The sequence below is a fragment of the Bacillus sp. RC242 genome, from assembly GCF_044908245.1.
In the GTDB taxonomy this organism is placed as follows: Bacteria; Bacillota; Bacilli; order Bacillales; family Bacillaceae_G; genus Bacillus_A; species Bacillus_A mycoides.
This window is the reverse complement of record NZ_JBIYCZ010000001.1, coordinates 596730-622529: the sequence shown is the minus strand read 5'-3', so window position 1 is coordinate 622529 and position 25800 is coordinate 596730. Positions and strand designations below refer to the sequence as shown.

Annotated in this window: 26 protein-coding genes, 1 pseudogene and 1 other annotated feature; of the genes and pseudogenes, 23 read left to right on the top strand and 4 right to left on the bottom strand. The window is 36.8% G+C overall.

Annotation, left to right across the window (positions count from 1 at the left end):
• The first annotated feature begins 5 nt into the window (after window positions 1-5).
• The 17 genes from mreD (at window position 6) to pheA (ending at window position 15995) form a co-directional block, all read left to right on the top strand.
• A complete protein-coding gene (mreD, locus tag ABH957_RS03365; protein WP_404510648.1) occupies window positions 6-551 on the top strand; it encodes a rod shape-determining protein MreD in 546 nt (181 codons plus the stop codon).
• A gap of 35 nt (window positions 552-586) precedes the next feature.
• Window positions 587-1273 (top strand): septum site-determining protein MinC, encoded by a 687-nt coding sequence (gene minC, locus ABH957_RS03360; protein ID WP_002015372.1) that lies wholly within the window; start codon window positions 587-589, stop codon window positions 1271-1273.
• Between the two features lie 2 nt (window positions 1274-1275).
• Window positions 1276-2073 (top strand): septum site-determining protein MinD, encoded by a 798-nt coding sequence (gene minD / locus ABH957_RS03355; protein WP_000503308.1) that lies wholly within the window; start codon window positions 1276-1278, stop codon window positions 2071-2073.
• Window positions 2074-2206: 133 nt separating this feature from the next.
• A complete protein-coding gene (locus ABH957_RS03350; RefSeq protein ID WP_404510646.1) occupies window positions 2207-2953 on the top strand; it encodes a peptidoglycan DD-metalloendopeptidase family protein in 747 nt (248 codons plus the stop codon).
• Window positions 2946-3806: a M50 family metallopeptidase gene (locus tag ABH957_RS03345; protein WP_002088816.1), complete on the top strand. Its 861-nt coding sequence runs from the start codon at window positions 2946-2948 to the stop codon at window positions 3804-3806. Before ABH957_RS03350 ends, ABH957_RS03345 begins: the two co-directional genes overlap by 8 nt.
• A 133-nt stretch (window positions 3807-3939) precedes the next feature.
• Window positions 3940-5349 (top strand): Rne/Rng family ribonuclease, encoded by a 1410-nt coding sequence (locus ABH957_RS03340; RefSeq protein ID WP_404491117.1) that lies wholly within the window; start codon window positions 3940-3942, stop codon window positions 5347-5349.
• 77 nt (window positions 5350-5426) lie between these two features.
• Window positions 5427-5505: a sequence feature (ribosomal protein L21 leader region), on the top strand.
• 14 nt (window positions 5506-5519) lie between these two features.
• On the top strand, window positions 5520-5828 hold the full coding sequence (rplU, locus tag ABH957_RS03335; RefSeq protein ID WP_000270907.1) for a 50S ribosomal protein L21: 309 nt from the start codon (window positions 5520-5522) through the stop codon (window positions 5826-5828).
• Between the two features lie 11 nt (window positions 5829-5839).
• On the top strand, window positions 5840-6184 hold the full coding sequence (locus tag ABH957_RS03330; RefSeq protein WP_002138477.1) for a ribosomal-processing cysteine protease Prp: 345 nt from the start codon (window positions 5840-5842) through the stop codon (window positions 6182-6184).
• Between the two features lie 3 nt (window positions 6185-6187).
• Window positions 6188-6478, top strand: a complete 291-nt coding sequence (gene rpmA, locus ABH957_RS03325; RefSeq protein WP_000944957.1) for a 50S ribosomal protein L27 — start codon at window positions 6188-6190, stop codon at window positions 6476-6478.
• Window positions 6479-6541: 63 nt separating this feature from the next.
• The gene (locus ABH957_RS03320; RefSeq protein WP_002015377.1) at window positions 6542-7090 is read left to right on the top strand and encodes a sporulation initiation phosphotransferase B; all 549 of its coding nucleotides are present in this window, start codon (window positions 6542-6544) and stop codon (window positions 7088-7090) included.
• Entirely contained in the window at window positions 7090-8373 is a 1284-nt protein-coding gene (gene obgE / locus ABH957_RS03315) for a GTPase ObgE (protein WP_002015378.1), read from the top strand. The genes ABH957_RS03320 and obgE overlap by 1 nt, the downstream gene beginning before the upstream one ends.
• 172 nt (window positions 8374-8545) lie before the next feature.
• Window positions 8546-9253 (top strand): response regulator transcription factor, encoded by a 708-nt coding sequence (locus ABH957_RS03310; protein WP_002034150.1) that lies wholly within the window; start codon window positions 8546-8548, stop codon window positions 9251-9253.
• Window positions 9243-10325 (top strand): HAMP domain-containing histidine kinase, encoded by a 1083-nt coding sequence (locus tag ABH957_RS03305; RefSeq protein WP_113935648.1) that lies wholly within the window; start codon window positions 9243-9245, stop codon window positions 10323-10325. The genes ABH957_RS03310 and ABH957_RS03305 overlap by 11 nt, the downstream gene beginning before the upstream one ends.
• A 93-nt stretch (window positions 10326-10418) precedes the next feature.
• On the top strand, window positions 10419-11195 hold the full coding sequence (locus tag ABH957_RS03300; protein ID WP_002015381.1) for an ABC transporter ATP-binding protein: 777 nt from the start codon (window positions 10419-10421) through the stop codon (window positions 11193-11195).
• Complete coding sequence (locus ABH957_RS03295; RefSeq protein ID WP_002165036.1) at window positions 11170-13083, top strand: ABC transporter permease; 1914 nt, start codon at window positions 11170-11172, stop codon at window positions 13081-13083. Before ABH957_RS03300 ends, ABH957_RS03295 begins: the two co-directional genes overlap by 26 nt.
• 49 nt (window positions 13084-13132) lie before the next feature.
• On the top strand, window positions 13133-15046 hold the full coding sequence (locus ABH957_RS03290; protein ID WP_404510644.1) for an ABC transporter permease: 1914 nt from the start codon (window positions 13133-13135) through the stop codon (window positions 15044-15046).
• Window positions 15047-15143: 97 nt separating this feature from the next.
• Window positions 15144-15995: a prephenate dehydratase gene (gene pheA, locus ABH957_RS03285; protein ID WP_002015384.1), complete on the top strand. Its 852-nt coding sequence runs from the start codon at window positions 15144-15146 to the stop codon at window positions 15993-15995.
• 112 nt (window positions 15996-16107) lie between these two features.
• On the opposite strand, the gene ABH957_RS03280 is transcribed toward pheA, so the two are convergent.
• The 3 genes from ABH957_RS03280 to ABH957_RS03270 all read right to left on the bottom strand — a co-directional run bounded on the left by ABH957_RS03280 (window position 16108) and on the right by ABH957_RS03270 (window position 18520).
• Window positions 16108-16755, bottom strand: a complete 648-nt coding sequence (locus ABH957_RS03280) for an MOSC domain-containing protein (RefSeq protein WP_002088802.1) — start codon at window positions 16753-16755, stop codon at window positions 16108-16110.
• 80 nt (window positions 16756-16835) lie between these two features.
• Window positions 16836-17378: a transcription repressor NadR gene (locus tag ABH957_RS03275; protein WP_113935644.1), complete on the bottom strand. Its 543-nt coding sequence runs from the start codon at window positions 17376-17378 to the stop codon at window positions 16836-16838.
• Window positions 17378-18520, bottom strand: coding sequence for an IscS subfamily cysteine desulfurase (locus ABH957_RS03270; RefSeq protein ID WP_002034158.1), 1143 nt, complete (start codon window positions 18518-18520; stop codon window positions 17378-17380). The genes ABH957_RS03275 and ABH957_RS03270 overlap by 1 nt, the downstream gene beginning before the upstream one ends.
• Window positions 18521-18673: 153 nt before the next feature.
• On the opposite strand from ABH957_RS03270, the gene nadB reads away from it, so the two are divergent.
• The 6 genes and pseudogenes from nadB to ABH957_RS03245 all read left to right on the top strand — a co-directional run bounded on the left by nadB (window position 18674) and on the right by ABH957_RS03245 (window position 25321).
• Window positions 18674-20203, top strand: coding sequence for an L-aspartate oxidase (gene nadB / locus ABH957_RS03265; protein ID WP_113935643.1), 1530 nt, complete (start codon window positions 18674-18676; stop codon window positions 20201-20203).
• Between the two features lie 19 nt (window positions 20204-20222).
• Window positions 20223-21056 (top strand): carboxylating nicotinate-nucleotide diphosphorylase, encoded by an 834-nt coding sequence (gene nadC, locus ABH957_RS03260; RefSeq protein ID WP_002184918.1) that lies wholly within the window; start codon window positions 20223-20225, stop codon window positions 21054-21056.
• Window positions 21057-21086: 30 nt separating this feature from the next.
• The gene (nadA, locus tag ABH957_RS03255; protein WP_113935641.1) at window positions 21087-22193 is read left to right on the top strand and encodes a quinolinate synthase NadA; all 1107 of its coding nucleotides are present in this window, start codon (window positions 21087-21089) and stop codon (window positions 22191-22193) included.
• A 224-nt stretch (window positions 22194-22417) separates the two neighbouring features.
• Window positions 22418-22574 (top strand): annotated as a pseudogene (gene safA, locus ABH957_RS03250) (SafA/ExsA family spore coat assembly protein); the annotation flags it as partial.
• The gene (gene exsA, locus ABH957_RS29440; RefSeq protein ID WP_483862338.1) at window positions 22556-24493 is read left to right on the top strand and encodes a spore coat assembly protein ExsA; all 1938 of its coding nucleotides are present in this window, start codon (window positions 22556-22558) and stop codon (window positions 24491-24493) included. The pseudogene safA and the gene exsA, both read left to right, overlap by 19 nt.
• Before the next feature lie 180 nt (window positions 24494-24673).
• The gene (locus tag ABH957_RS03245) at window positions 24674-25321 is read left to right on the top strand and encodes a YhcN/YlaJ family sporulation lipoprotein (protein ID WP_002034140.1); all 648 of its coding nucleotides are present in this window, start codon (window positions 24674-24676) and stop codon (window positions 25319-25321) included.
• 32 nt (window positions 25322-25353) lie between these two features.
• Here ABH957_RS03245 and ABH957_RS03240 read toward each other — a convergent pair whose 3' ends face one another.
• Entirely contained in the window at window positions 25354-25788 is a 435-nt protein-coding gene (locus ABH957_RS03240; RefSeq protein ID WP_002143234.1) for a hypothetical protein, read from the bottom strand.
• Window positions 25789-25800: the final 12 nt, after the last annotated feature.

The following is a 25800-nucleotide window of genomic DNA, read 5'->3' as shown; positions in this document are numbered from 1 at the left end:
AAGAGATGATGACGATTTTAAAAAGAGCAGCTCTTCCTCTTTTGCTCCTTTTTGTTTTTTTATTTGAAAATATGTTCTCTACTATTGTTCCAACAGACGTCTTTTGGAAAGGCAGTATAGCAGCACCGCATTTCTTTATAATTGTGTTATGTTTTATTACAGTGTACTATAGTCCGGTTCAAGGGATTTACTACGGACTATTATTTGGTTTCTTATTTGATACCGTATACACGGAACTTGTCGGTATATATATATTTGCTTATCCGATTTTAGCTTATTTAGTTTATAGTGTGATGAAAGTATTACAATTGAATTTATTTATTGTCGCTTCTATCGTACTGGCTGGCATTGCAGCATTAGAGTATTATGTGTATGGGTTTTTAACTTTGTTAGGACGTACTCACATGTCAGCATCTGTCTTTTTCACAGATCGTCTCCTTGCTACTTTATTGCTAAATGGAATTTTCTTATTAATAGTTTGTTTCCCACTGAGACGATATTTAGTGCGTCTTTCAAAAGCGATAGAAGAAAAAGAAAAAAGGATTTTCTAATTTTATGTCGAATTGAATCGGTGGGGTGAACTTTAGTGGAAGAAAAAAAGCAACAAAATGTAACGATAAAAGGGACAAAAGATGGAATAACACTTCATTTAGATGATTGCTGTTCATTCTCTGAGCTACTAAAAGAATTGGATGAAAAGCTTTCTACACATTACTATGAGAGTGACGGACGTTCTTTAATTGAAGTGCGTGTTAAAGTAGGAAATCGCTATTTAACAGAAGTACAACAAGAAGAGATTCGTACGTTAATTCGCAATAAGAAGAACCTTGTTGTAGAATCAATCGAAAGTGATGTTATAACAAAAGCAGAAGCAATAGCTTGGAAAGAAGAAACAGAAATTGTCCCTATTTCCAAAATTGTTCGCTCTGGACAAGTGTTACATGTAAAAGGCAATTTATTATTAATTGGAGATGTTAATCCAGGCGGAACGGTTATCGCTGGGGGGAATATTTTTGTCTTGGGATCATTAAGAGGAATTGCACATGCGGGGTATGATGGAGATTCAGAAGCTGTTATTGCTGCATCTATTATGAACCCTATGCAACTCCGAATTAGTGATGTGACAATGCGGGCTCCGGAAGAGAAAGAAGACGGAGCAGAGGCGGCAGAATGTGCGTACATTAATGAGAATAATCACATTGTTGTCGATCGCCTGCAACTTCTCACTCATCTTAGACCTAATTTAACAAAGTTAGAAAGGGGAATTGTATAGCTGTGGGAGAGGCAATAGTAATTACATCTGGAAAAGGCGGAGTAGGTAAAACTACAACGTCTGCGAACATTGGTACAGCCCTTGCGTTATCTGGAAAAAAAGTGTGTTTAATTGATACAGATATCGGTTTACGCAATTTAGACGTAGTAATGGGGCTAGAAAATCGTATTGTATTTGATCTTGTTGATGTCGTTGAAGGGCGTTGTCGTTTACCTCAGGCTCTTATTAAAGATAAGCGTTTTGATGATCTTTATTTATTACCTGCAGCACAAACGAGCGATAAATCGGCGGTAACACCTGAACAAATGGATGAATTAATACAAGTATTACGTCAAGATTATGATTACATATTAATTGATTGTCCTGCGGGGATTGAGCAGGGGTTTAAAAATGCAGTAGCAGGTGCGGATAAAGCAATCGTTGTAACAACACCAGAAGTATCCTCAATGCGTGATGCGGATCGTATTATCGGGCTTTTAGAGAAAGAGGATATTGAACCACCGAAACTTGTCATTAACCGTGTGCGTAGTCATATGCTTCATGAACAGGATATGTTAGACGTTGATGAAATCGTACGTACACTGTCAATCGAGCTTCTTGGAGTTGTCGAGGATGATGATGAAGTTATTCGTGCTACGAATACAGGTGAACCTGTAGCGCTGCAACCTAGTGGGAAAGCAGCAATAGCTTATCGTAATATTGCAAGACGCTTGTTAGGTGAGAATGTACCATTACAAGCATTTGAACAAGAAAAAGTATCGGTATTTACAAAGATGAAAAATTTCTTTGGAATCCGTTAAAAGCACTTCGCATAAATGCGGAGTGCTTTCTTTTTTCTTCGCATGAATATCTTCCTTCTATAACTCATACATATGTACAAACTGTATATAACTGTTTCTATTTGAATAAGGCTAACGAAAGAAAGGAGACAGTATGAAGAATAGACGTGTGGAAGAAATTAAAAAGCGGATTGCGAAAAGGAAAGCAGAGCAAGAATTGCTAGAAGAAGAGCAGTATTTTGCGGGAGGAGATTTTGATAGCGAAACGGTCTTTATTGAAGAGGGGGAGAAGGAAATTCATCCTCTATTTCGAAAAGAAGTTTTTCTCTTCAAAGTTTTGCTATCAGCAATATTAGTTCTTTCGGTTGCTATTTTATTTAAGAACGCACCTTCTTCTTTTGATGGTACTAGAGCTGTTACAGAAAAAGTTATGCAAGAAGAATTTCAATTTGCTACTATATCGAAATGGTATGAAAATCAGTTTGGAAAACCTCTCGTGTTCTTTTCTCCAAATGAGAAAAAAGAAGAGGCTATTCAGCAAAAGGATTATGCGATTCCTGCCTCTGGAAAGGTGATGCAAGGATTTCAAAAAAACGGCCAGGGTGTATTTGTTCAAACGGCTACAAATGCAACGGTAGAGTCAGTAAATGAAGGTGTAGTTGTTTTTGCGGGCAAGAAAGAGGAACTTGGAAATACAGTTCAAATTCAGCACGCTGATGGCACGGAGTCATGGTATGCAAATTTAAATGATATGTCAGTAAAATTATATGATTACGTTTCAAAGAAACAAAGAATTGGAATAGTGAGTAATGATGAAAACAATAAAAATGGAAAATTTTATTTTGCAATAAAAAAGAATGAAAAATTTATTGATCCCATTCAGGTGATTTCATTTGATTAAATATAGGGATGTTTTCACGAAAATTTCTGTGCATCCGTTATTTTGGGTTATTATTGTCATTGGTATTTTTACGGCGCGTTTTAAAGAGTTACTATTGTTATTTTGTATCGTTTTAGTTCATGAACTTGGGCATGCTTTTGCCGCAGCGTATTATAATTGGCGTATTAAACAAATTCAGCTTTTGCCGTTTGGTGGCGTAGTCGAGATGGAAGAACATGGGAATAAATCATTAAAAGAAGAATTAATTGTCGTTATGGCGGGGCCAATTCAGCATATATGGATGATTGCGGTCGCTTACATTTTGTATAAAGCGGGCTGGGTAACTGATGATTTGTACCATTTCTTTGTATGGAATAATGTCATTATTTTAGGGTTTAATTTATTGCCTATTTGGCCACTTGATGGCGGAAAAGTATTATTTAATGTATTATCATATCGTTTTCCCTATTTACAAGCACATGAAAAGATGATGAAATTGTCATGTGTTTTTTTTAGTGTAATATTAGGATGGCAGTTACTTTGGAATAGTAATAACATTATGATGTGGGTATTACTCGTTTTTCTAGCGATTTCTTTATATCAAGAATGGAAACAAAGACGGTACGCATTTATGCGTTTTTTATTAGAGCGTTATTATGGGAATAAAAGAGATATTGAAAAAATAGCACCTATTGAGGTGAAAACGGAAGATCATTTATATACGATTTTCACAAAATTTCGCAGAGGATATAAACACTCTATTATCGTCCATGGAAAATATAAAGAGCATTACACATTGGACGAAAATGAATTGTTGTATGCGTATTTTGCTGAAAAACGAACAACCTCATCTGTTGAAGAATTAATTGGTTAGTGTTGACGACGACACTAACCTTTTACCCCGCATTAACTGCCCGTAAACGCCCGATTGGTTCAACTAATAATCAGTGGGGGATGAATAAAACCCCCACTGATTAAAGTTTCACTTTATATTGTAAGGAAAAGAAATGAAAAGTGAGGAAAGAATTTTGAAGACGTTATATATTAACTACACTGGTTCGGAAAAGCGTGTTGCGATAGAAGAGAAGCAAAAAGTTGTCGAGCTTTTATGGAAACGGAATGAAGAGCAGGAGATTGTCGGACATATTTATGTTGGGCGTATCGTAAGAACAATTGCTGGAATGAACGCAGCCTTTGTAAATATCGGATTAGAAAAACATGCATATCTTTCATTTGATGATGTACCATCTTCATATCGCATACATGAAGGACAGGCGATACTTGTACAAGTTGTGAAAGAGGCAATTGATACGAAGGGGCCAAAATTAACGGCGAAGATAGAATTTACCGGAAAATATGTCGTTTACATGCCCTATGATGACATGCGCGCTGTTTCTCGAAAAATAAAAAATAATAAAAGAAGACAACAGTTACTGGGAATTGAAGTAGAAGGAACAGGTGGATATATTTTCCGTTCTGCTTCTGAAAAAGGAACAATCGATGAAATACATGCTGAAATGCAAGGGTTGCAGCAGTTATATGAAGAGTTAAAAAGAAAAGAAGATCAAGGGAAAGCGCCCTTACTACTTCATCAACCAGCGACGTTTTTAGATCGTGTATTTCAGGAGAACCCAATTGAAACAATTGAAAAAATAGTTGTAGATACGAGAAGTATAGTAAAAGAATTAGAAGAAAAAGTAGGGAAAGAAAGAGTATCCTTTTATAATGAAAAATCTTCGATGTTTAACCATTTTGGAATAGATCGTGAAATCGAGAAAGCACTTCAAAAAATTGTGTGGCTACCAAATGGTGCCTATCTAATTGTAGAACAAATGGAGACGATGACTGTAATTGATGTGAATACAGGTAAATTTACTGGAAAACAAAATTTACAAGATACCGTATTTCGCACAAATGAAATGGCTGCTGAAGAGATTGCTCGTCAATTAAGACTTCGTGATATTGGCGGGATGATATTAATTGATTTTATTAATATGAAAAGACGGGAAGATAAAGAGAAGGTAAGAGAGCGTTTAATGATAGCTTTACAAGATGATCGCACATATACAAGAGTGCTTGGGTTTACAGAGCTAGGTATTTTAGAGATGACGCGTAAGCGCAAGAAACATTCGTTACGTGACGTATTATTAGAAGAGTGTGCGCCTTGTAAAGCGACAGGTTACGTTATATCTAATGAAACAATTGCGTATGAGCTAGAGAGAGAGCTTATTACTTATGGTAATATAGAGGATGAAGCTGTATTGATTGGTGCTTCAAAAAAAGTACAAAAACATTTTTCACAAAAAGAATTACAAAAAAATATTCCATTTGAAATTTATTTCAAAGATGATATTATCGAAAAGTACGCTATTATCCGTTTTGGAAGTAAGAAAGAAATTGTAGAACGGAAAAAATAGTTAGCAGAACATTCATTGACAATAGTCAATGAGTCATGGTAATATTTTTATGTTATAGTTTATAGCACCTAAACTGCTATATGCTACAACCGCACAAGACAGGTTCCCTAAAGACATTTTATGTCTACCTCGTTTTTGGCGAGTCTTAGTAATTAAGAGGAGGTGCAAGTATGTACGCAATTATCGAAACAGGTGGAAAACAAATTAAAGTTGAAGCTGGTCAAGCAATCTACATTGAAAAATTAGATGTTGAAGCTGGTGAAACTGTTACTTTTGACAAAGTTCTTTTCGTTGGTGGCGAAAACGTGAAAGTTGGTAGCCCAGTTGTAGAGGGTGCAACAGTTACTGCGAAAGTTGAAAAACAAGGTCGCGCTAAGAAAATCATCGTTTTCAAATACAAAGCGAAAAAGAACAATCGTAAGAAACAAGGTCATCGTCAACCTTACACTAAGCTAGTAGTTGAAGCTATCAACGCTTAATTCTGGTTAAGATGATTAAGATTACGATAAGTCGCACGAAACTAGGAAGTATCCGATCATTTAAAATGACGGGACATGCCAATTATGCGCCACATGGACAAGATCTTGTCTGTGCTGGAACTACAGCGGTTGTGTTTGGTTCTATAAATGCAGTGGAAGAACTTTGTAATGTGCAGGCAACTATTGAACTCGGAAGTGATGGCGGATTCTTGACGTATGAATTGCCTAATGATTTAGACGTTCATACAGCAGAAAAAGCACAAATACTTTTAGAAGGATTGGTTGTTTCACTTAAGACGATTGAACTTGATTACGGAAAGTATATCCGTTTAATAGAAAAAGTGCAGGAGGTGTAACGTATGTTAAGATTAGATCTTCAGTTTTTCGCATCTAAGAAAGGTGTAGGTAGTACAAAGAACGGTCGTGACTCTCAGTCAAAACGTCTTGGTGCTAAACGCGCAGATGGTCAAACGGTTTCAGGTGGTTCAATTCTTTACCGTCAACGCGGTACAAAAATTTATCCAGGTGTTAACGTTGGTCGTGGTGGCGATGACACTTTATACGCGAAAGTTGACGGCGTAGTACGCTTTGAGCGTCTTGGTCGTGACCGCAAACAAGTGAGCGTATATCCTGTTGCTCAAGAAGCATAAGAACTCACGGAAAACTCTAACCTGAGTGCAGGTTAGAGTTTTTCTATATTAAGGGGTATCTAAATGAATGAAAAATGGACAATTATAGATGCGTTGAGCCACTCGAGACATGATTGGCTCAATCGTTTGCAGATGGTTAAAGGAAATCTTTCCCTTGGAAAAGTGGAAGAGATTCATAGGCTCATCGATCGTTTTGTCCAAGAAGCGAGACAAGAATCCAATCTGATGGGGCTATCAATGCCTTTATTTTCAGAGTGGATTTTAACATATAATTGGAAACAGCAACCGTGCTTATTGGAGTACGAAGTATTAGGGAAATTACATAACTTATCTCATCTAGATGAGACTGTATGTACATGGACGAATCAGTTTTTCTTAATGCTTCAGCATAGTTTAGACGTATATGTTGAAAATTATGTTTGTATCACAATTGAAAGTGACGCGGAGAATGCTCGTTTCTTTTTTGATTTTCGTGGAAAGCTAACGAATGTAGAAGAACTACAAACGTGGCTTGCGAACGAAAACAATAAATGGTATTCCATTTCTTATACAGTACGAGACGAAGAAGTCTCAGTTATATTACAACTAATCGAAAAAAGTGTGGTGAAATAATGTTTGTAGATCAGGTCAAGATATATGTAAAAGGCGGCGACGGTGGTAACGGAATGGTTGCGTATCGTCGTGAGAAGTATGTACCTAAAGGTGGCCCAGCAGGTGGCGACGGTGGTAAAGGTGCAGATGTTGTTTTTGTTGTTGAGGAAGGCTTACGTACATTAATGGACTTCCGCTACCAACGTCATTTCAAAGCTGATCGCGGTCAGCACGGAATGAGTAAAGGTCAGCACGGTCGTAAATCTGAAGATTTAATCGTAAAGGTTCCACCAGGAACAATAGTGAAAGATGAAAAAACAGGTGAAATTCTTGCCGATTTAGTAACGCATGAACAAACAGCTGTAATCGCAAGAGGTGGCCGTGGTGGCCGTGGTAATTCACGTTTCGCAACAGCGACGAACCCAGCGCCAGAAATCGCTGAGAACGGGGAACCAGGTCAAGAACGTGATGTCACGCTAGAACTTAAAGTGCTAGCAGATGTTGGACTTGTTGGATTCCCAAGTGTAGGTAAATCTACATTATTATCTGTTGTATCATCAGCGCGTCCGAAAATTGCAGAATATCACTTTACAACAATCGTTCCGAATCTTGGTGTTGTTGAAACTGGTGATAACCGCAGCTTCGTTATGGCTGACCTTCCTGGACTAATTGAAGGCGCACACTCCGGCGTTGGACTTGGACACCAATTCTTACGTCATATCGAACGTACACGTGTAATTGTGCACGTTATCGATATGTCTGGTTTAGAAGGACGTGAGCCATATGAAGATTATGTCACAATCAATAATGAACTAAAAGAATACAATATGCGTTTAACTGAGCGTCCACAAGTTGTTGTTGCAAACAAAATGGATATGCCAGATGCAGAAGAAAACTTACAAGCATTTAAAGAGAAATTGGGAGACGAAGTGAAAATTTTCCCAATCTCAGCTGTAACGAAACAAGGTGTTCGTGACTTACTATTTGAAGTAGCGAACTTATTAGAAACAACACCAGAATTCCCAATGTACGATGATGTAGAAGAATCTGAAGCAAGTGTAATGTACAAATTTGAATCTGAATCTAATTTTGAAATTACACGCGAAAGTGATGGCACATTTGTTATTTCTGGTTATGACATTGAGAAAACATTCAAGATGACAGACTTCTCACGTGATGAATCTGTACGCCGATTTGCTCGTCAAATGCGTGGAATGGGTATTGATGAAGCCCTTCGTGCACGTGGTGCAACAGACGGAGATATTGTGAAAATTCTTGAATATCAATTTGAATTTATCGATTAAGACTGCCGAAATATGGCGGTCTTTTTTTTTCGTTATTTGAGTCCAGTAAAAACCTAATTCATATAGGCGAACCATAAGTCGATATAGGAAAAAATCCCCATTGATTAAAGTTTCAATTTATAATAGAAAAAGGAGTGATTTTAGAAGAATATTTTATGGGGAGAAAAGGAATATGTATAAAATATTAATTGTAGAAGATGATGAAAAAATTGCAGAGATATTAGAGGAGCATTTAGAAAGGTATGGATATCAATCTTTCAGAGTGAGCGATTTACGGCATATAAAAGATGAGTTTGTAAAAGTAAGTCCTCATCTTGTGTTACTTGATATTAATTTACCATACTTTGATGGCTTCTACTGGTGCCGCCAAATCCGCACTGTATCGAATGCGCCAATTATTTTTGTTTCTGCAAGAACAGGGGAAATGGATCAAGTAATGGCGATTGAAAATGGCGGAGATGATTACATTACGAAGCCATTCCATTTAGATATCGTAATGGCAAAGGTGAAAAGTGCACTCCGCCGCGGGTATGGTGAGTATGCTTTGGCCGCGGAAAGTGACTGCTTAGGTGTTAATGGATTGTTATTATTCCCATCACAGCACACAGTAGAGTGGAAAGGTCAACAAACGGAACTTACAAAAAATGAGTTTTATTTATTAGAATGTTTAATGAAACAAGCAAATCAATACGTGACACGTGAAGAGCTGTTAGAGGCTTTATGGGATGAAGTAGCTTTTGTTGATGATAATACATTAACCGTGAATGTAAAGCGTGTAAGGAAGAAACTTGAGGAGTTAGGCATTAAAAATGCAATTGTCACAAAGCGTGGGTACGGTTATGCTCTTCTTACTGAGTGGGGCGAAGGGCATGAAGGTTAAAAATTACCTCATAGAACGTTTTTCCTTAATCCTTTCTTACATTATAAGCCTTTGTTTATTTGGACTCGTATTGCAGTTGCAAAGCCTTTTAGAAAAGCGTGCGCTGGACTGGAGTACATGGTTATACGGACTTTTATTAGGGACAGTTGTGTTTAGTGTATACCTTATTTACGATTACCGAAAACGAAGTGTGTTTTTAAAGAGAATAGAACAGTATATTGCCGGTGGACATACATTACATGACTCTTTACTTATTGATACTTCTTATACAGCAGAGCAAGAACTGGTCGTTGAAGCGTTTACGCTATTAAGGCAGCAATATATGAATGAAGTTCATAAGCAGCATGCAAAAGAGCAACAGCAAATGATTTTTATGAACCAGTGGATCCATCAAATGAAAACACCAGTATCCGTTATTGAATTATTGTTACAGAAATATGGTAAGGAACACCGTGAAGCAAGGGGAACGATTGAAAGTATTCGTGAAGAAAATAACCGTATTTTAAATGGGTTAGATTTAGCGTTACATATGGCAAGGTTAGATCAATTTTCGAAAGACTATAAAGTAGAAGTAGTAAATGTTATAGAGGTCATTCGAGATATTATTAATGAAAATCGGAAGTCGTTCATTCAATCTTCTGTATTTCCGAAAATGATGTTTGAAGAAGAGACTTGTATGATTGCGTCTGATAGAAAGTGGCTTAGTATCGCGATGAGCCAAATTGTTGTGAATGCAATTAAGTATACAAAAATTTCAGAAGCAGAGAAAAAAGAAATTCAATTTCAAATTGAAGAGAAAGATCAAAAGGTGTTATTACATATTAAGGACAATGGAATTGGTATTCCTGAGCAGGATGTAAAGCGTATATTTGATCCGTTCTTTACGGGAATAAATGGCCGTAAAACGAGAGAAGCGACTGGAATGGGTTTATATATTACGAAGGAAATTTGCGATAATTTACATCATGGAATGTATGTGCAATCGGCTGAAGGGGAAGGGACAACATTCACGTTCCAATTTGCAAAAGATGAAGAATATCATACATTAATGAGAAAAATGACAAAACTGTAAGATAACAAAACGTTTTGTAAGGGAAATCACTCGTTTCTTTTTCTTATTTTTCTTATAGTAAGTGTAAGAAGAAAACACATAGGGGGATTAGAAATGAGTGTTCTTGAAGTAAAAGGATTAACAAAAGTGTACCAATCAAAAGGGTCAGTAGCGACGACTGCTTTAAATGATATAAATTTTAAAATTGAAGAAGGCGAATTTGTAGGAATTATGGGGCCTTCAGGGAGCGGAAAAACAACGCTTTTAAATTTATTAGCAACAATTGATAAGCAAACTTCAGGTCATGTGCTTGTAAATGGTGAAGAAATTAATCAAATGCGTGCTGCAAAATTGGCGGAATTTCGCCGTACACATCTAGGATTCATTTTCCAAGATTTCAACTTACTTGATACATTATCGATTAAAGAAAATATTATTTTGCCGCTTGTAATGGCGAAGAAATCTGTAAAAGAAATTGATGCGAAAGTACTTGAAATTGCGAGGTTTTTAAACATCGAAGAAATTTTAAATAAAAAAGTATACGAAGTATCAGGTGGACAACAACAACGTGCAGCAGCTGCAAGGGCGATTATTCATGAACCAACATTAATTTTAGCGGATGAGCCAACAGGAAACCTAGATTCTAAGTCAGCGAAATCATTAATGGGAGCACTTCAAGATTTGCATGAGCAAAAGAAAGTAACGATTGCAATGGTAACACATGATCCAGTAGCCGCTAGTTATTGCGAACGTATCCTTTTCATACGTGATGGAGAGATTTTTTCAGAAATACATAAAGGAAGAACGAAGCAAGCCTTTTTCCAAGAAATTTTAGACGTACTTGCGATGCTAGGAGGAGAATATCATGAACTTTCGCCAGCTCGCGCTTAATAATGTAAAAGGAAATTGGCGTAATTATAAAGCGTTTCTTATTAGTAGTTGTTTATCGATTGTCGTATTTTTCATGTATGCTTCCTTCATTTATCATCCAGATGTCGTAAGCGGTAATATTAGTATGAAGACGATGATTACAAAAGGGTTAGAATCGATGAATTATATTGTAGTAATCTTCTCAGCACTCTTTATTTTATATGCGAATTCAACGTTTTTACGAGCAAGAAAAAAAGAATTTGGCTTATTAACGTTAATAGGTGGAACAAAGTCTCAGCTCGGCCGAATGATTATATTAGAGCAACTGATGTTAGGGAGTATTGCCATTGTAGTAGGTATTGGGATTGGAATGCTTTGTTCAAAACTTTTCTTCCAAGCACTCAGTGTCTTACTAAAAATTGATAAAACACTGCCGCTTGTGTGGAATGGAAAAGCAGTTCTTATTACAGTTGGTATATACTTTGTCCTCTTTTTAATACTATCATTGTTTAGTGTTTGGACAGTAGGCCGCTTGCAAATTATTGATTTATTAAGAGAGGCAAGAAAACAAAAAGTAGAACCTTTTGCATTTACATGGTTAGGGGTAGTTGGTATAGGCTGTATTATTGCTGCATATGTGCTTAGCTTCCAAGTGACATTTATGAATTTTATAATGCTGTTTTTACCGATTGTAGGGCTGACAATAGGCGGAACGTATTTACTGTTTACGCAAGGTAGTACAGTCGTATTAAAAGCACTGCAAAAAAGAAAACAATCTTTTTATACGTATCCAAATATGTTCGTATTTAGCAATCTTATTTACAAAATGAAAGATAATGCTCGTTTTCTATTTGTAATTTCTATCATTACGGCGGTTGTTTCTTCAGCAGTTGGTACACTGTACGTGTTCTTTGAGGATATGAGTTATAAAACAGTGGCTAGTGCTCCGCATGCTATTTCGTATGAAGAAAAGGGGGTAAATACGCATAACATCATTAGTGAAGGGAAAGCACAAGAACTAATAAAAAAACACGGATTTGAAGAAGCGCGAAAAGTAACGTATGTAAAACTTCCTGCAACTCAAAAGGTAACGATGTTTAACGGTGAACATGAGATGCCGTTAGGGATTATCTCTGAAAAGGAATATAATAAAGAAGCGCGTAAACAGAACGTGCCAGAAGTGCAAAATAAGCCGGGAAGTGCAACGATGGTTGTAGTTGATATGATGAATGATATTGTCAAGCCGGATCTTACGAAGCCATTTGAATTTAAATTGAACGGACAAAAACAGTCTATTAAGCTAAATGATCCAGTATCAAAGTCTGTTTTTAATGATGATGGCTATTTGATTGTGAATGATGAGGATTTTGTGAAATATTCACAGCTCGTAGCAGATGAAGAAAAGACAAAATATTATGGATATTATATTGAAGATTGGAAAGGAACAGAAAATCTTGTACTAGACTTAAAGAAAGAAATTGCACAAGAACAACAACAGAATTTCCACAATTCTATCCTTACGTATAAAGCGATAAAGGAGCAAGGAGCGATTACAATGTTCATCGGCTTCTTCGTAGCAGTACTGTTCTTCTTCTTTGCTTGTAGCATGACATACTTTAAATGGTTTAATGATAAAGAACAAGATCGTATTCAATTTAAGTCATTAAAAAGAATTGGTATGACAGATAAAGAAATTCGTAAAATTGCAATTCGTCAGATGGGTGTTATCTTCTTTATCCCAATTTTAATCGGTACAATTCATAGTGGGTTTGCTCTTCATACGTTAGGGAAAATGCTTTATATCGATTTATGGAAATCAGGTGCGATTGTAATAGGGGCTTATATTTTAGCTTCTGCCATTTACTTTATGATCGCGCAAAGAGGATATTTAAAACACGTGAAAAGCTAGGGAAACCTCTAGCTTTTTGCCTATGTAGTAAGGTACAGGAGGACGATAGATGAACATTCGGCAACTAGCGCTACAAAATATAAAGGGAAATTGGCGTAATTATAAAGTGTTTTTCTTAAGTAGTTGTTTTGCAATATTTGCTTCTTATGCATACATGTCTGTCATTGTACATCCGTATATGCAAGAGACGATGTGGTATCAAAATGTACGCTGGGGACTTATCATATGTAACGTTATAATTATTTCTTTTTTCGTCATATTTATTTTGTACTCTACTTCTATTTTCATAGAAGCACGTAAGAAAGAATTAGGGTTATATATGTTAATGGGAGCGACGAAGTCTAACGTAATAGGAGTGATTATGACCGAGCAAATATTGATCGGAATTTTCGCTAATATTTTCGGTATTGGGCTGGGCATGATTTCTTTAAAACTCTTTTTTATGGTATTTAGTATGTTACTTCATCTTCCGAAAGAACTCCCTGTCATATTTGACATGAGAGCGATTGGTGTAACGTTTGTTACATATATGCTTGTCTTTGTTCTGTTATCTTTTATAAGTGCTTTACGTATATGGAATATAAAAATCATACGGTTATTAAAAGAATTTCGAACAGATAAACGAGAGAGGAAAACATCAAAGTGGCTTTGTTTATTCGGTTTTGCTTGTTTAGGGACGGGATATGCGTTAGCGCTACAAGTGACGATGACAACGATAGCATTATACTTTTTTCCGGTTGTTATACTCATTTCTTTTGGGACGTATTTTTCATTTACACATGGCGCTACACAAATATTAGAAGTGATAAAAAGAAATAAAAGGATTATGTATACATATCCGTATTTATTTATAGTGAATCAATTGTCACATCGAATGAAGGAAAATAGTCGCTTTTTCTTTCTGTTGTCTATGGCAACAACGTTTGTCGTTACGGCGACAGGTACGGTGTTCTTATATTTTTCTAGCATGCAAGATATGTGGCGTGGCGGAGGAGTACACTCATTTTCATACATAGAAAAAGGCACTTCTGCTCATGAAGTTTTCGAGAAAGACAAGGTTGAAAACTTATTACATCAATATGGATATGATGATTTTCAATATATGAGTTTTGTTGGAGTGTATGCATCTTTTCAGTCCAATAAGGGAGAAACAGAGGTAGCGCCGCTTATAAAGGAAAGTGAATACAATCAAGAGGCGAGAAAACAAAAACAGAAAACGTATCATCCTAAAAAAGGAACAGTTACACTTGTTTATTATAATAAACGCAATCATCCGAATGTATATAATCAAAAAGAGATTCAATTACAAGTAATAAATCAAACATATCAATTTGCATTTAACGGTCAGAAAGAAGGGGTACAATTTAACTATCACCCTTCGCACATTAATGGTCTGTTTTTCGTCATGAATGATGAAGATTTTGAGATTATATCAAATACAATTACGGATTCTGAAAAAATGATATATAGAGGTTACACATTACCAAATATCGAAAATACGAAAGATTTGAATGCAGATTTACGGAAACATATGAAACAAGATACAAATGATGCATTTCGAAGTAATATGGAGTTATATGTGAATATGAAAGAGTTCGGTAATATTACTCTATTTGTAGGCTCATTCATTAGTATATTATTCTTCCTTACTTCATGCAGTATCGTATATTTTAAATGGTTTCATAATATTGCATCGGATCGTAAACAGTATGGTGCACTCTTTAAACTTGGGATGACAAAGGAAGAGGTGTGGAAGATTTCTCGTTGGCAATTATGTATGCTATTTTTTGCGCCTATTATAGTAGGGAGTATGCATAGTGCAGTTGCGTTATATACGTTTCATAATACGATCTTTATGGACGGTTCATTAAGAAAAGTAGGCTTGTTTATTTTATTTTACATTGCTGCATGCATTATGTATTTCTTCTTCGCTCAAAGAGAATATAGGAAACATTTAGACTAGCGAATGCTAGTCTTTTTTAAATATTCGAAATTTACATAGAAGAATATTTAAAATTGTGGTATAACAGTAAGAAAACGAAAAAGAGAGGGAAAAGACGATGATTCGAGTAGGATATTTAGGACCAGAGGCAACATTTACAAATATGGCGGTGAGTCGTTTTTTTCCGGAAGCAGAGCATGTACCGTATCGAACGATTCCAGATTGTATTGATGCAGCTGCAAATGAAAATGTAGATTATGCGGTCGTACCGTTAGAGAACGCCATAGAAGGTTCAGTTAATATAACGGTTGATTATCTCGTACATGAGCAGCCACTTTCCATTGTAGGAGAAATTACAGTGCCAATTCAGCAGCATTTACTCGTACACCCGCAGTACGAAGAAGTGTGGAAAGAAGTATACGCTGTACATTCTCATCCGCATGCCATTGCACAGTGCCATAAATTTTTAAATGAGGAATTAAAAGGGGTAACCGTTCGCGATATGACATCAACAAGCGCTGCTGCGCAATATGTGAAAGAACATCCTGAAGAAAAAATTGCAGCTATTGCAAATGAAGCAGCGGCAGAAAAATACGGATTAACAATTGTAAGGCGTGATATTCATACGCATAAAAACAATCATACACGTTTCCTTGTTCTCCATAAGAAAAAGAAAGCAGTACTCCCAAATAACGGAGAAAACCGAGGAGAGAAAACGACGCTTATGATAACGTTACCTGCTGATTACGCAGGGGCACTATATCAAGTGTTATCAGCTTTCGCATGGAGAAAATTAAACTTATCAAAAATCGAATCTCGCCCGATGAAAACAGGTCTTGGAAATTACTTTTTCTTAATCGACGTAGATAAAGCATATGATGACGTATTATTGCCAGGCGTAATGATGGAACTTGAAGCACTCGGTTTTTCTGTTACAGTGCTGGGGAGTTATTCTTCTTATTGGTTGTAAGAGAGGTGGATGAACTGTCGATATTTCCCTTCTAATCGCTGATATAATTTTATCAGATAATACATTTTGTGATAGATAAATAGAATCCCACCTATAAATGGTGGGATTCTATTTATTTTAACTTCGCAAGACGATCCTCTAACTGACCACGCCAAATCTCGGCTAGTTCTGGAACAGCAAGAACCTTCTCAATGCCATCTTTATCTTTCCTATTATGAAAATAAATTTCGTTAGAGAACAAAACAGATACATTGTTTGATGGACGCTCTAATAATGTAATTTTAGAATCTTGACGTACAGTACCTTCTTGAAGAACGCGGCATAAATAACCAGTATATCCAGTTGCTACAATGCGTGGCAAAATACCAGGAATACCAAGGCGTTTTGAAATTGTGCTACAAGGTACTCTCGCTTGTGTAACTTGAATGATTGCTTCGCCTAGTTGATATGTATCTCCGATGCATACATCACGCTCTAACATATTTGTTACGGTAATGTTTTCGCCAAATGTGGAAGCCGGAAGTGTAGTTTGAAATTCTTCTTCCCATAGTGCGTAATGCTCGTGTGGGTACACGCAAACTGCGCGATCAGGTCCCCCGTGGTGTTTTAAATCCGCTACATCATCACCACGGAATCCGTCTTTTGAGAGGAAGGCCTCTTCTGTAGGATCTTTACATATACCTGTTATCATTTCTTTATCTTCGCCATATTTCATTTGTTTCGGTTTACCGGTGCTAAAGTGAACGAGTTCAATTCCCATATTTGACCCCCTTTACAATTGATTACAATATTATATCACTAAAAAAGCACAGAGAATGATAAAAAACTCTGTGCTTTACATTAATAAACGAGAAATCCAGCGCGGTCTAGTGCCTCGCAAGCGGCATCTAATTTCTCTTTAGAATCTGCTTCAATTGTATGTAAGTGAATACCATCTGTTAGTTGCGAAAGATAGGAAGCGTTTGTGTTTTCGATTTTTTGTAAATATTGCTCTACATCAAAGCGATTACTTACCATAATTGATGCTGTTAAATCGCCGTATACAGGATGCTCAACTTTTACGTCTTTAATCGTAATGCCGTGGTCAACTAACATAGTAAGTTCTTGACGTACTTCTGCCGGTTTATGTTGGCATACGATTACGCGTTCAAAAGCTTGTTGTCTTGTTTGTGGTTTTAAATATAAATACCCTTGTGCAGTCGCAATAATTGGTTCATTTCGTGCTTTTAGTAAGGAAATGTCTTGAACGATAACTTGCCTACTTACGTTTGTCTTTTTAGATAGCTCATTCCCCGATAACGGTTCATTTGCAGCAAGAAGCCACTCAAGGATGAGTTGTCGTCTTTCTTCGCCTAAAATCTTTTTTTGATCATTTTGTTTCATTATGATTTAACACCTCTATAAAATTGATTTCCAATTGTGTGTAGTGCATGAATAGTTGTATCAATTTGTTCTTTCGTTGTGTGATGTCCGAAAGAAAAGCGGACATATTGTTTTGCCTCTTCATACGTTTTTCCAATTGCAAGCATTGTTTTTGAAGGGTCTTGTTTACCGACTTGGCAAGCACTTCCAGTTGAAATGGCTATACCATGACGGTTACATTCTAACATTGTATACTGACCTTCTATTCCTTTTATTGTAACCCCAATAATATGTGGTAAACAAGAAGTAGAATGTCCTTTCACTTCAATTTCTAGAGGAAGTGTTTGTAATTGCTCTAAAAAATAAGATCGTAATTGTTTAAAACGGAAGCTCTCTTCCTTTTGATTCTTTAATATATGCTCTGCGGCTGTTAAAAAAGCAGCAATTCCAGGAACGTTCACTGTACCAGGGCGAAAGCCTTTTTCATGAGAAGTTCCCGGAAATACTTGTTCCCAGCGAACTTGCGGATTTATATAGCAAGCTCCAACTCCTTTTGGTCCGTATATTTTATGAGCTGAAACAGAGAGACTATCAATCTCCATCGCTTTAACGTCTATTGGAAGTTTACCAAACGTTTGAACACAATCCGAATGAAATAAAACATTATATTTTTTTAAAAGTGCTCCGATCTCTGCAATGTTTTGAACGGTCCCGATTTCAGAGTTTCCGTGCTGTATACTTGCTAGAGCAGTATCTTCTGTAATAGCTGCTTCTAAATCTACTAAATGAATTATCCCACTTTTATCCACAGGAATCTCAGTAATAGTATAACCTTGCGATTGTAAGGATTGGAAATAACTTCGAATCGATGCGTGTTCCATAGGTGTCGTAATAATGTGCTTTCCATTTCTAGCATTTAGAAGGGATTGAATCGCAAGGTAGTTAGATTCTGAACCGCCGCTTGTAAAGAATACACCTTGTTCCTTACCCCCAATCATTTCTGCAAATGTTTCTCTACAAACTTGTAATAAAGATGATGCACTTCCGCCGATATCGTGTAAACTTTGTTCATTTCCGAAATATGTTTTTGCCGCTGCTATATATGTTTCTAAGGCTTCTTCGCTCATAGGTGTTGTCGCTGCATAATCTAGATATATCATCATGTAATTTCCTCTCTTCAGTAAGAGTGACATTTGTTTTCGTTTTTAGAATGGTAGTGAAAATAAGAATTGTAAAAAAACTCTTGTCATTATTTTAAAACTATGTAAATATAGGTGTCAAGACAGTTGAAAAGTGTAAAGTAGGAGGCAACAATTATGCCAAGTGCAGATGTCTTGATTATCGGAAGCGGCGTTGCAGCGCTTCGTGTTGCGAAAGAGCTTTGTCACGAAAAGAATGTGATAATTATCACAAAAAAAACAGGACGTAATAACAATACACATTTAGCTCAAGGAGGAATTGCAGCAGCTGTTGCTACATATGACGATCCGAGTGGGCATTTTGAAGATACATTAGTGGCAGGTTGCCATTATAACAACGAAGAAGCAGTTCGTTATTTAGTTGAAGAGGGACCGAAAGAAATAAGTAAGCTTATTACGAATGGAATGAAATTTGATGGGGATGAAAAAGGGATCCACCTTGGTAAAGAAGGGGCGCATCGAAAACGGCGCATTTTACATGCCGGAGGAGATGCAACTGGTAAAAATCTATTAGAGCATTTAATACAAGAAGTAGTTCCGAACGTTACTGTCGTTGAGCATGAAATGGTACTCGATTTTATTATAGAAAATAATAAATGCATAGGAGCTTTAACGCGAAATAGTGAAGGGAAGCTGAAGCGTTACTATGCTGATAATACGGTGTTAGCATCAGGAGGAATAGGTGGTTTGTACGCCTTTACATCGAATGATGAGACAATTACAGGCGATGGACTTGCGATGATATATCGAGCTGGGGGAGAACTTGTTGATTTAGAATTTGTACAATTTCATCCGACAATGTTATATGTGGACGGGCGATGTTGTGGTCTCGTTTCTGAAGCAGTCCGTGGTGAAGGAGCTGTCCTTATAAATGCAAAAGGACAGCGTTTTATGATGGATATACATCCCGGGAAAGATCTCGCACCGCGTGATGTAGTGGCAAGGGCTATTCATGAACAACTTCTTGCGGGTGAAACAGTGTACTTAAACATCGAAACCATTCAAAACTTTGAACAACGTTTTCCGACCGTCTCATCATTATGTAAAAAGAATGGTGTTGATTTAAAAGAAAATTCTATTCCGGTCGTACCGGGCGCTCATTTTCATATGGGCGGCGTGAAGACGAATTGTGACGGAGAGACGTCCATTTCAAACTTATATGCGGTCGGTGAAGTGGCTTGTAATGGAGTTCATGGTGCGAATAGATTGGCGAGTAATTCATTATTAGAAGGTCTTGTGTTTGGAAGACGAATAGGAAAACACATTTTAGCTAAGCCAGCAGAGGAAAGAAAAAATGTGCCGGAAGAGAGAGGGAAAAGTTTTATAGCTCTTAATGATTTACCGTTGAAAGAAGAAATACAAGAATACATGATGAAGCATGTTGGGATTGTGCGAACTGAGAAAAATTTATCATATGCTCAGAGATGGTTTAGTAGGTACGGTGTGCGAAATATGATCTTACAATATGATGCACTTACAAATGAAGAGATAACGCTTATTAATATGTTAACAGTTTGTGAGCTTATAACAGTATCAGCTTTGCAAAGAGAAGACAGTGTTGGTGGTCATTATCGTATTGATTATCCAGAAAGAAATAGCGTGAAAAAAGAGATTATCCGAGTGAGAAGAAAACTACAACTTGTTTAATAAGGGGAAGAGGGATTTTATGAATACGTTAAAAGTTAAGGAAGCATTAAATCGATTTTTTCTAGAAGATATAGGAGAAAGAGATGTAACATCTCAGCTTATCTTTCCCGATAATGCACTTGCGAAAGGAACGTTTCTTGTAAAGGATACAGGGGTATTTGCAGGGTGCTTAGTAATTGAAGAAGGATTTAAATTAATTGATCAGAGAATTGAAGTTGAACTTCATAAAAAAGATGGGGATCTTGTAGAAAAAGGCGAAATAATTGCAACCGTGCAAGGCCCAATCGCATCATTATTAACGGCAGAGCGCGTTATATTAAACGTTATTCAGCGTATGAGCGGGATAGCGACGATGACACGTAAGGCGGTTTTTGCTTTAGATAGCAGTCATACACGCATTTGTGATACGAGAAAAACGATGCCAGGACTACGTATGTTTGATAAATATGCTGTAGTATGCGGGGGCGGATTTAACCACAGATTCGGTTTATATGATGGTGTCATGATTAAAGACAATCACATTGCTTTTGCTGGCTCGATTACAAAAGCTGTTACATCGGTGAAAGAAAGATTGGGACATATGGTGAAAGTAGAAGTCGAAACAGAGACAGAGGCGCAAGTAAGAGAAGCAGTAGAGGCCGGCGCAGATGTTATTATGTTCGATAATCGTACGCCAGAAGAGATTCGTGAGTTTTCAAAAATTGTACCAAGTGCCATCGTTACGGAGGCTTCAGGTGGTATTACAATTGAAGATTTATCAAAATACGGAAAAACAGGGGTAGATTATATTTCACTTGGAGCGTTAACACATTCAGTGAAAGCACTTGATATTAGTTTTAATATTGAGGCCTAATGAGAGTGGTTTAGAGGGGGAGAATCATAAATGGGTATTTTAGAGAAAGTTCAGCCAATTGAAGTAATGTTACCAGAGCGTTATCAAACGATGTCTACATTAGAGATGGAAGAGCGTGTCCGTGAAATTAAAGAAAAAATGGGGGCATTACTATTTATTCCAGGACATCATTATCAAAAAGATGAAGTGGTGCAATTTTCAGATGCAGCAGGGGACTCACTGCAACTCGCGCAAGTTGCAGCGAATAATAAAGAGGCAAAATATATTGTGTTTTGTGGTGTGCACTTTATGGCAGAAACGGCAGATATGTTAACGACAGATGATCAAATTGTCATCTTACCAGATATGCGTGCCGGCTGTTCTATGGCAGATATGGCAGATATTGAACAAACAGAAAGAGCGTGGAAAGAGCTCGCGAAATTATTTGGGGATACGATGATTCCATTAACGTATGTAAATTCAACAGCTGCGATCAAAGCGTTTTGTGGTCGTAATGGAGGGGCAACAGTAACCTCTTCTAATGCAAAACAAATGGTGTCTTGGGCGTTTACACAAAAAGAGCGTCTCGTCTTTTTACCAGACCAACATTTAGGAAGAAATACAGCGTATGATTTAGGTATTCCGTTAGAAAAAATGGCAGTGTGGAACCCGCATACAGATTCATTAGAGTACGATGGAGATATAGAAGAAATTCAAGTGATTTTATGGAAAGGCCATTGTTCTGTTCATCAAAACTTCACTGTGAAAAATATTGAAAATGTGCGGGAAAATCATCCGGATATGAATATTATTGTTCACCCTGAATGTTGTTATGAAGTGGTTGCTGCTTCTGATTATGCAGGATCAACGAAATATATTATTGATATGATTGAAGCAGCTCCGGCGGGAAGTAAGTGGGCGATTGGTACAGAGATGAATTTAGTGAACCGAATTATTCAGCAACATCCAGATAAAGAAATTATTTCGCTAAATCCGTTTATGTGTCCTTGCTTAACGATGAACCGAATTGACTTACCTCACCTGTTATGGGCACTTGAGAACATAGAAAGAGGAGAACAAATTAACGTTATTCGTGTAGAGAAACAAGTAACAGAAGAGGCAGTTCTTGCATTAAATCGTATGTTAGAGCGCGTTTAAAGCAGCGGGATTTCCGTTGCTTTTTTTCGTACATATAATCATAACAAGGATGAAATAGGCATACATTGTGTTGAGGAAATCATTGCGGTTTTTCTATGCTTATTCCACTTCGAATCATATTGAAAATAGAAGAAGTGATAAAAGTAAAAGAAGTTAATGTTGTTTAGAAAGTGTTACTTCAAAGTGTTTTTACTTATAGATAAGTTATACAGGAGGGGGAAAATTTGAAAATTCATATCGTGCAAAAAGGGGAGACCCTTTGGAAAATTGCAAAAAAGTACGGAGTGGATTTTGAAACGCTAAAAAAAACAAATACACAGCTTAGTAATCCAGACCTAATTATGCCAGGGATGAAAATTAAAGTGCCATCGCATAGCGTTCATGTGAAACAACAAACTGGATCGGGTTCAGCGCCCCCGAAACAATATGTAAAAGAGGTGCAGCAAAAAGAGTTTGCATCAACACCAACGCCACTTGCAATAGAAGATGAAGATGAGATCACGTATCAATCAACACCTATTACACAACAACCAGCTATGCAACAAACGCAAAAAGAAATGCAGATAAAACCGCAAAAAGAAATGCAGGTGAAGCCGCAAAAGGAAATGCAAGTGAAGCCGCAAAAGGAAGTGCAAGTGAAGCCACAAAAAGAAGTGCAAAAAGAAATTCCGATTCAAAAAGAGAAGCCAGTTGAAAAGCCGCCTGTCATTCAAAAACCACCTGTTGTAGAGAAAGTAGAAAAACTAAAACCTACTACGAAAGAAAACACTAAATTTTCTATCAATGTGTTACCACAGCCACCGCAACCACCAATTAAAGCGAAAAAAGAATATAAAATTTCAGATGTAATAAAAAAGGGAAGCGAGTTAATTGCTCCTCAAATTAATAAAATGAAACCTAACAATGTCATTTCTCCGCAAACGAAAAAAGACAATATAGGAAACATAGTGTCACCGCAAGTGAAGAAAGAGAATGTAGGGAATATAGTGTCGCCGCAAGTGAAAAAAGAAAATATAGGGAATATAGTGTCGCCGCAAGTGAAGAAAGAGAATGTAGGGAATATAGTGTCGCCGCAAGTGAAAAAAGAAAATGTAGGGAATATAGTGTCGCCGCAAGTGAAGAAAGAGAATGTAGGGAATATAGTGTCGCCGCAAGTGAAGAAAGAGAATGTAGGAAGCATAGTCTCGCCACAAGTGAAGAAAGAAAATATAGGAAGCATAGTCTCACCAAACGTATCAAAAGAAAGTGTTATTATCCCGCAAGTAATACCGCCTAATATTCAAGTGCCGAATATAATGCCAATAATGGATAACAATCAAATGCCAAATATAATGCCAATAATGGATAACAATCAAATGCCAAATATAATGCCAATAATGGATAACAATCAAATGTCGAACATGATGCCGATAATGGATAACAATCAAATGCCAAACATGATGCCGATAATGGATAACAATCAAATGCCAAACATGATGCCGATAATGGATAACAACCAAATGCCAAACATGATGCCGATAATGGATAACAATCAAATGCCAAACATGATGCCAGTAATGGATAACAATCAAATACCGAACATGATGCCGATAATGGATAACAATCAAATGCCAAACATGATGCCGATAATGGATAACAACCAAATGCCAAATATGATGCCGATAATGGATAACAACCAAATGCCAAATATGATGCCGATAATGGATAACAATCAAATGCCAAACATGATGCCGATAATGGATAACAACCAAATGCCAAATATGATGCCAATAATGGATAACAATCAAATGCCAAATATGATGCCAGTAATGGATAACAATCAAATGCCGAACATGATGCCGATGATGGATAACAATCAAATGCCGAACATGATGCCGATAATGGATAACAATCAAATGCCAAACATGATGCCGATAATGGATAACAATCAAATGCCAAACATGATGCCATATCAACAGCCAATGATGCCGCCATATCCGCAATATCAGCAACAAAATCCATACAATCAAATGCCGTATCAACAAATGGCACCGCAATATACTTCTATGCCAAATCCAAATATGATGCCAATGGATAATAATATGCCGCCACTCGTGCAAGGTGAAGAAGATTGTGGATGCGGAGGAGAAAGTAGGTTATATAGTCCACAACCGGGTGGACCACAATATGCTAATCCTTTATATTATCAACCAACTCAGCCAGCATATGCACCACAGCCAGGAACGATGTATTATCAGCCGGACCCACCAAACGTATTTGGAGAACCAGTTTCAGAAGAAGAGGACGAAGAGGAAGTTTAAAAAAAGGTGGGGTTATTCCCACCTTTTTTGTATTCGTGATAGTTAGGAATATGGTGAATTTACATTAAGTGTTAGAAAATTCCTAGTGAAATATTAACAGTGTAAAAAACCTCTCTGTTACTCATCATAAGGGGGAGCTTTTCGAAAGAGAAGTTCATTCTAACAGAGGGGGTTTTTGTATTGAATACGAAAGTAAAAGTTATTGCTGCTTCTTTGTTAGTTACCAGTGCATTAGCTGCATGTGGTACACCAAAAGATAATAATGCGATGGATGGACGTAACTATAATTACGAGCGTACATCTTATAATGATACACACCAGTATCGTGATAATGTAGCGCGTAACGATCGTTCTACAGATTATGTAACATATAGAAACGGTCGTAACGATACAGGATATAATAATTATTACCGTGATGTAAATTACAATGGGCAAATTGCTAATCCACATCCAACTCGTAATATTACAATGAACAATTCATACATTAACAATGATGGTAAAACTGCGGAGAAAATTACGAATCGTGTGAAACGTATGAATAACGTAGACCGAGTTTCTACAGTTGTATATGGAAACGATGTAGCGATTGCGGTAAAACCACGTAATACAGCGACGAATGAAACAGCGATGGCGAACGAAATTCGTCAAGCTGTTGTGAATGAAGTTGGAAATAGAAACGTATATGTTTCTGTAAGAAATGACATGTTTACTCGTGTCGATGCAATGAGTACGCGTTTACGTAACGGCACAGCTACAAACGATTTTAATCGTGACATAACAAATATGTTCCGAGACATTCGTTACGGCCTGACTGGTACTATGCGATAACAAATTAAAGAGGAAGGGCTAGCCCTTCCTCTTTATTCATCATCGTCTTGTAAACGGCGTTTTGTTATAAAATAACTAACGGAGTAAGACGCTAAAAAGCATATGAAGAGAATACCACCTGTTAAAATAGCTTCAAATAGAGGTCTTTCTGGACTGAAAATGATATAAATAATAGCTATGATAATTCCTACAATAAGAGAGCGTAAAATAATTTTGTAATAAGGAGTTAACTTTATTTCCTTTTCGCTTTCTTCTACATCGATAGAAACGCTTAACTGTAAATAACTAAGTACAATACTTGTAAGAATAAATAATAACCACAATGGAGATTTCGTAATTTGATCCATTCCTTCTGTGAATCCGATATAGCCTAAAATTCCGATTATACCAATTGATTGAAAAAGAAAGGCAATACGTATGTTTTTTAACGTTTGAAGTATGAGGCGTTCATCTTTAATTTTTTTCAAAGCATTCATCCC

Excerpts from the sequence above, each read along its gene's own strand:
- mreD (WP_404510648.1), top strand. The coding sequence starts at position 6 with ATGATGACGATTTTAAAAAGAGCAGCTCTTCCTCTTTTGCTCCTTTTT.
- ABH957_RS03350 (WP_404510646.1), top strand. The coding sequence starts at position 2,207 with ATGAAGAATAGACGTGTGGAAGAAATTAAAAAGCGGATTGCGAAAAGG.
- ABH957_RS03340 (WP_404491117.1), top strand. The coding sequence starts at position 3,940 with ATGAAAAGTGAGGAAAGAATTTTGAAGACGTTATATATTAACTACACT.
- rplU (WP_000270907.1), top strand. The coding sequence starts at position 5,520 with ATGTACGCAATTATCGAAACAGGTGGAAAACAAATTAAAGTTGAAGCT.
- ABH957_RS03330 (WP_002138477.1), top strand. The coding sequence starts at position 5,840 with ATGATTAAGATTACGATAAGTCGCACGAAACTAGGAAGTATCCGATCA.
- rpmA (WP_000944957.1), top strand. The coding sequence starts at position 6,188 with ATGTTAAGATTAGATCTTCAGTTTTTCGCATCTAAGAAAGGTGTAGGT.
- ABH957_RS03320 (WP_002015377.1), top strand. The coding sequence starts at position 6,542 with ATGAATGAAAAATGGACAATTATAGATGCGTTGAGCCACTCGAGACAT.
- obgE (WP_002015378.1), top strand. The coding sequence starts at position 7,090 with ATGTTTGTAGATCAGGTCAAGATATATGTAAAAGGCGGCGACGGTGGT.
- ABH957_RS03310 (WP_002034150.1), top strand. The coding sequence starts at position 8,546 with ATGTATAAAATATTAATTGTAGAAGATGATGAAAAAATTGCAGAGATA.
- ABH957_RS03305 (WP_113935648.1), top strand. The coding sequence starts at position 9,243 with ATGAAGGTTAAAAATTACCTCATAGAACGTTTTTCCTTAATCCTTTCT.
- ABH957_RS03300 (WP_002015381.1), top strand. The coding sequence starts at position 10,419 with ATGAGTGTTCTTGAAGTAAAAGGATTAACAAAAGTGTACCAATCAAAA.
- ABH957_RS03295 (WP_002165036.1), top strand. The coding sequence starts at position 11,170 with ATGAACTTTCGCCAGCTCGCGCTTAATAATGTAAAAGGAAATTGGCGT.
- ABH957_RS03290 (WP_404510644.1), top strand. The coding sequence starts at position 13,133 with ATGAACATTCGGCAACTAGCGCTACAAAATATAAAGGGAAATTGGCGT.
- pheA (WP_002015384.1), top strand. The coding sequence starts at position 15,144 with ATGATTCGAGTAGGATATTTAGGACCAGAGGCAACATTTACAAATATG.
- ABH957_RS03280 (WP_002088802.1), bottom strand. The coding sequence starts at position 16,755 with ATGGGAATTGAACTCGTTCACTTTAGCACCGGTAAACCGAAACAAATG.
- ABH957_RS03275 (WP_113935644.1), bottom strand. The coding sequence starts at position 17,378 with ATGAAACAAAATGATCAAAAAAAGATTTTAGGCGAAGAAAGACGACAA.
- ABH957_RS03270 (WP_002034158.1), bottom strand. The coding sequence starts at position 18,520 with ATGATGATATATCTAGATTATGCAGCGACAACACCTATGAGCGAAGAA.
- nadB (WP_113935643.1), top strand. The coding sequence starts at position 18,674 with ATGCCAAGTGCAGATGTCTTGATTATCGGAAGCGGCGTTGCAGCGCTT.
- nadC (WP_002184918.1), top strand. The coding sequence starts at position 20,223 with ATGAATACGTTAAAAGTTAAGGAAGCATTAAATCGATTTTTTCTAGAA.
- nadA (WP_113935641.1), top strand. The coding sequence starts at position 21,087 with ATGGGTATTTTAGAGAAAGTTCAGCCAATTGAAGTAATGTTACCAGAG.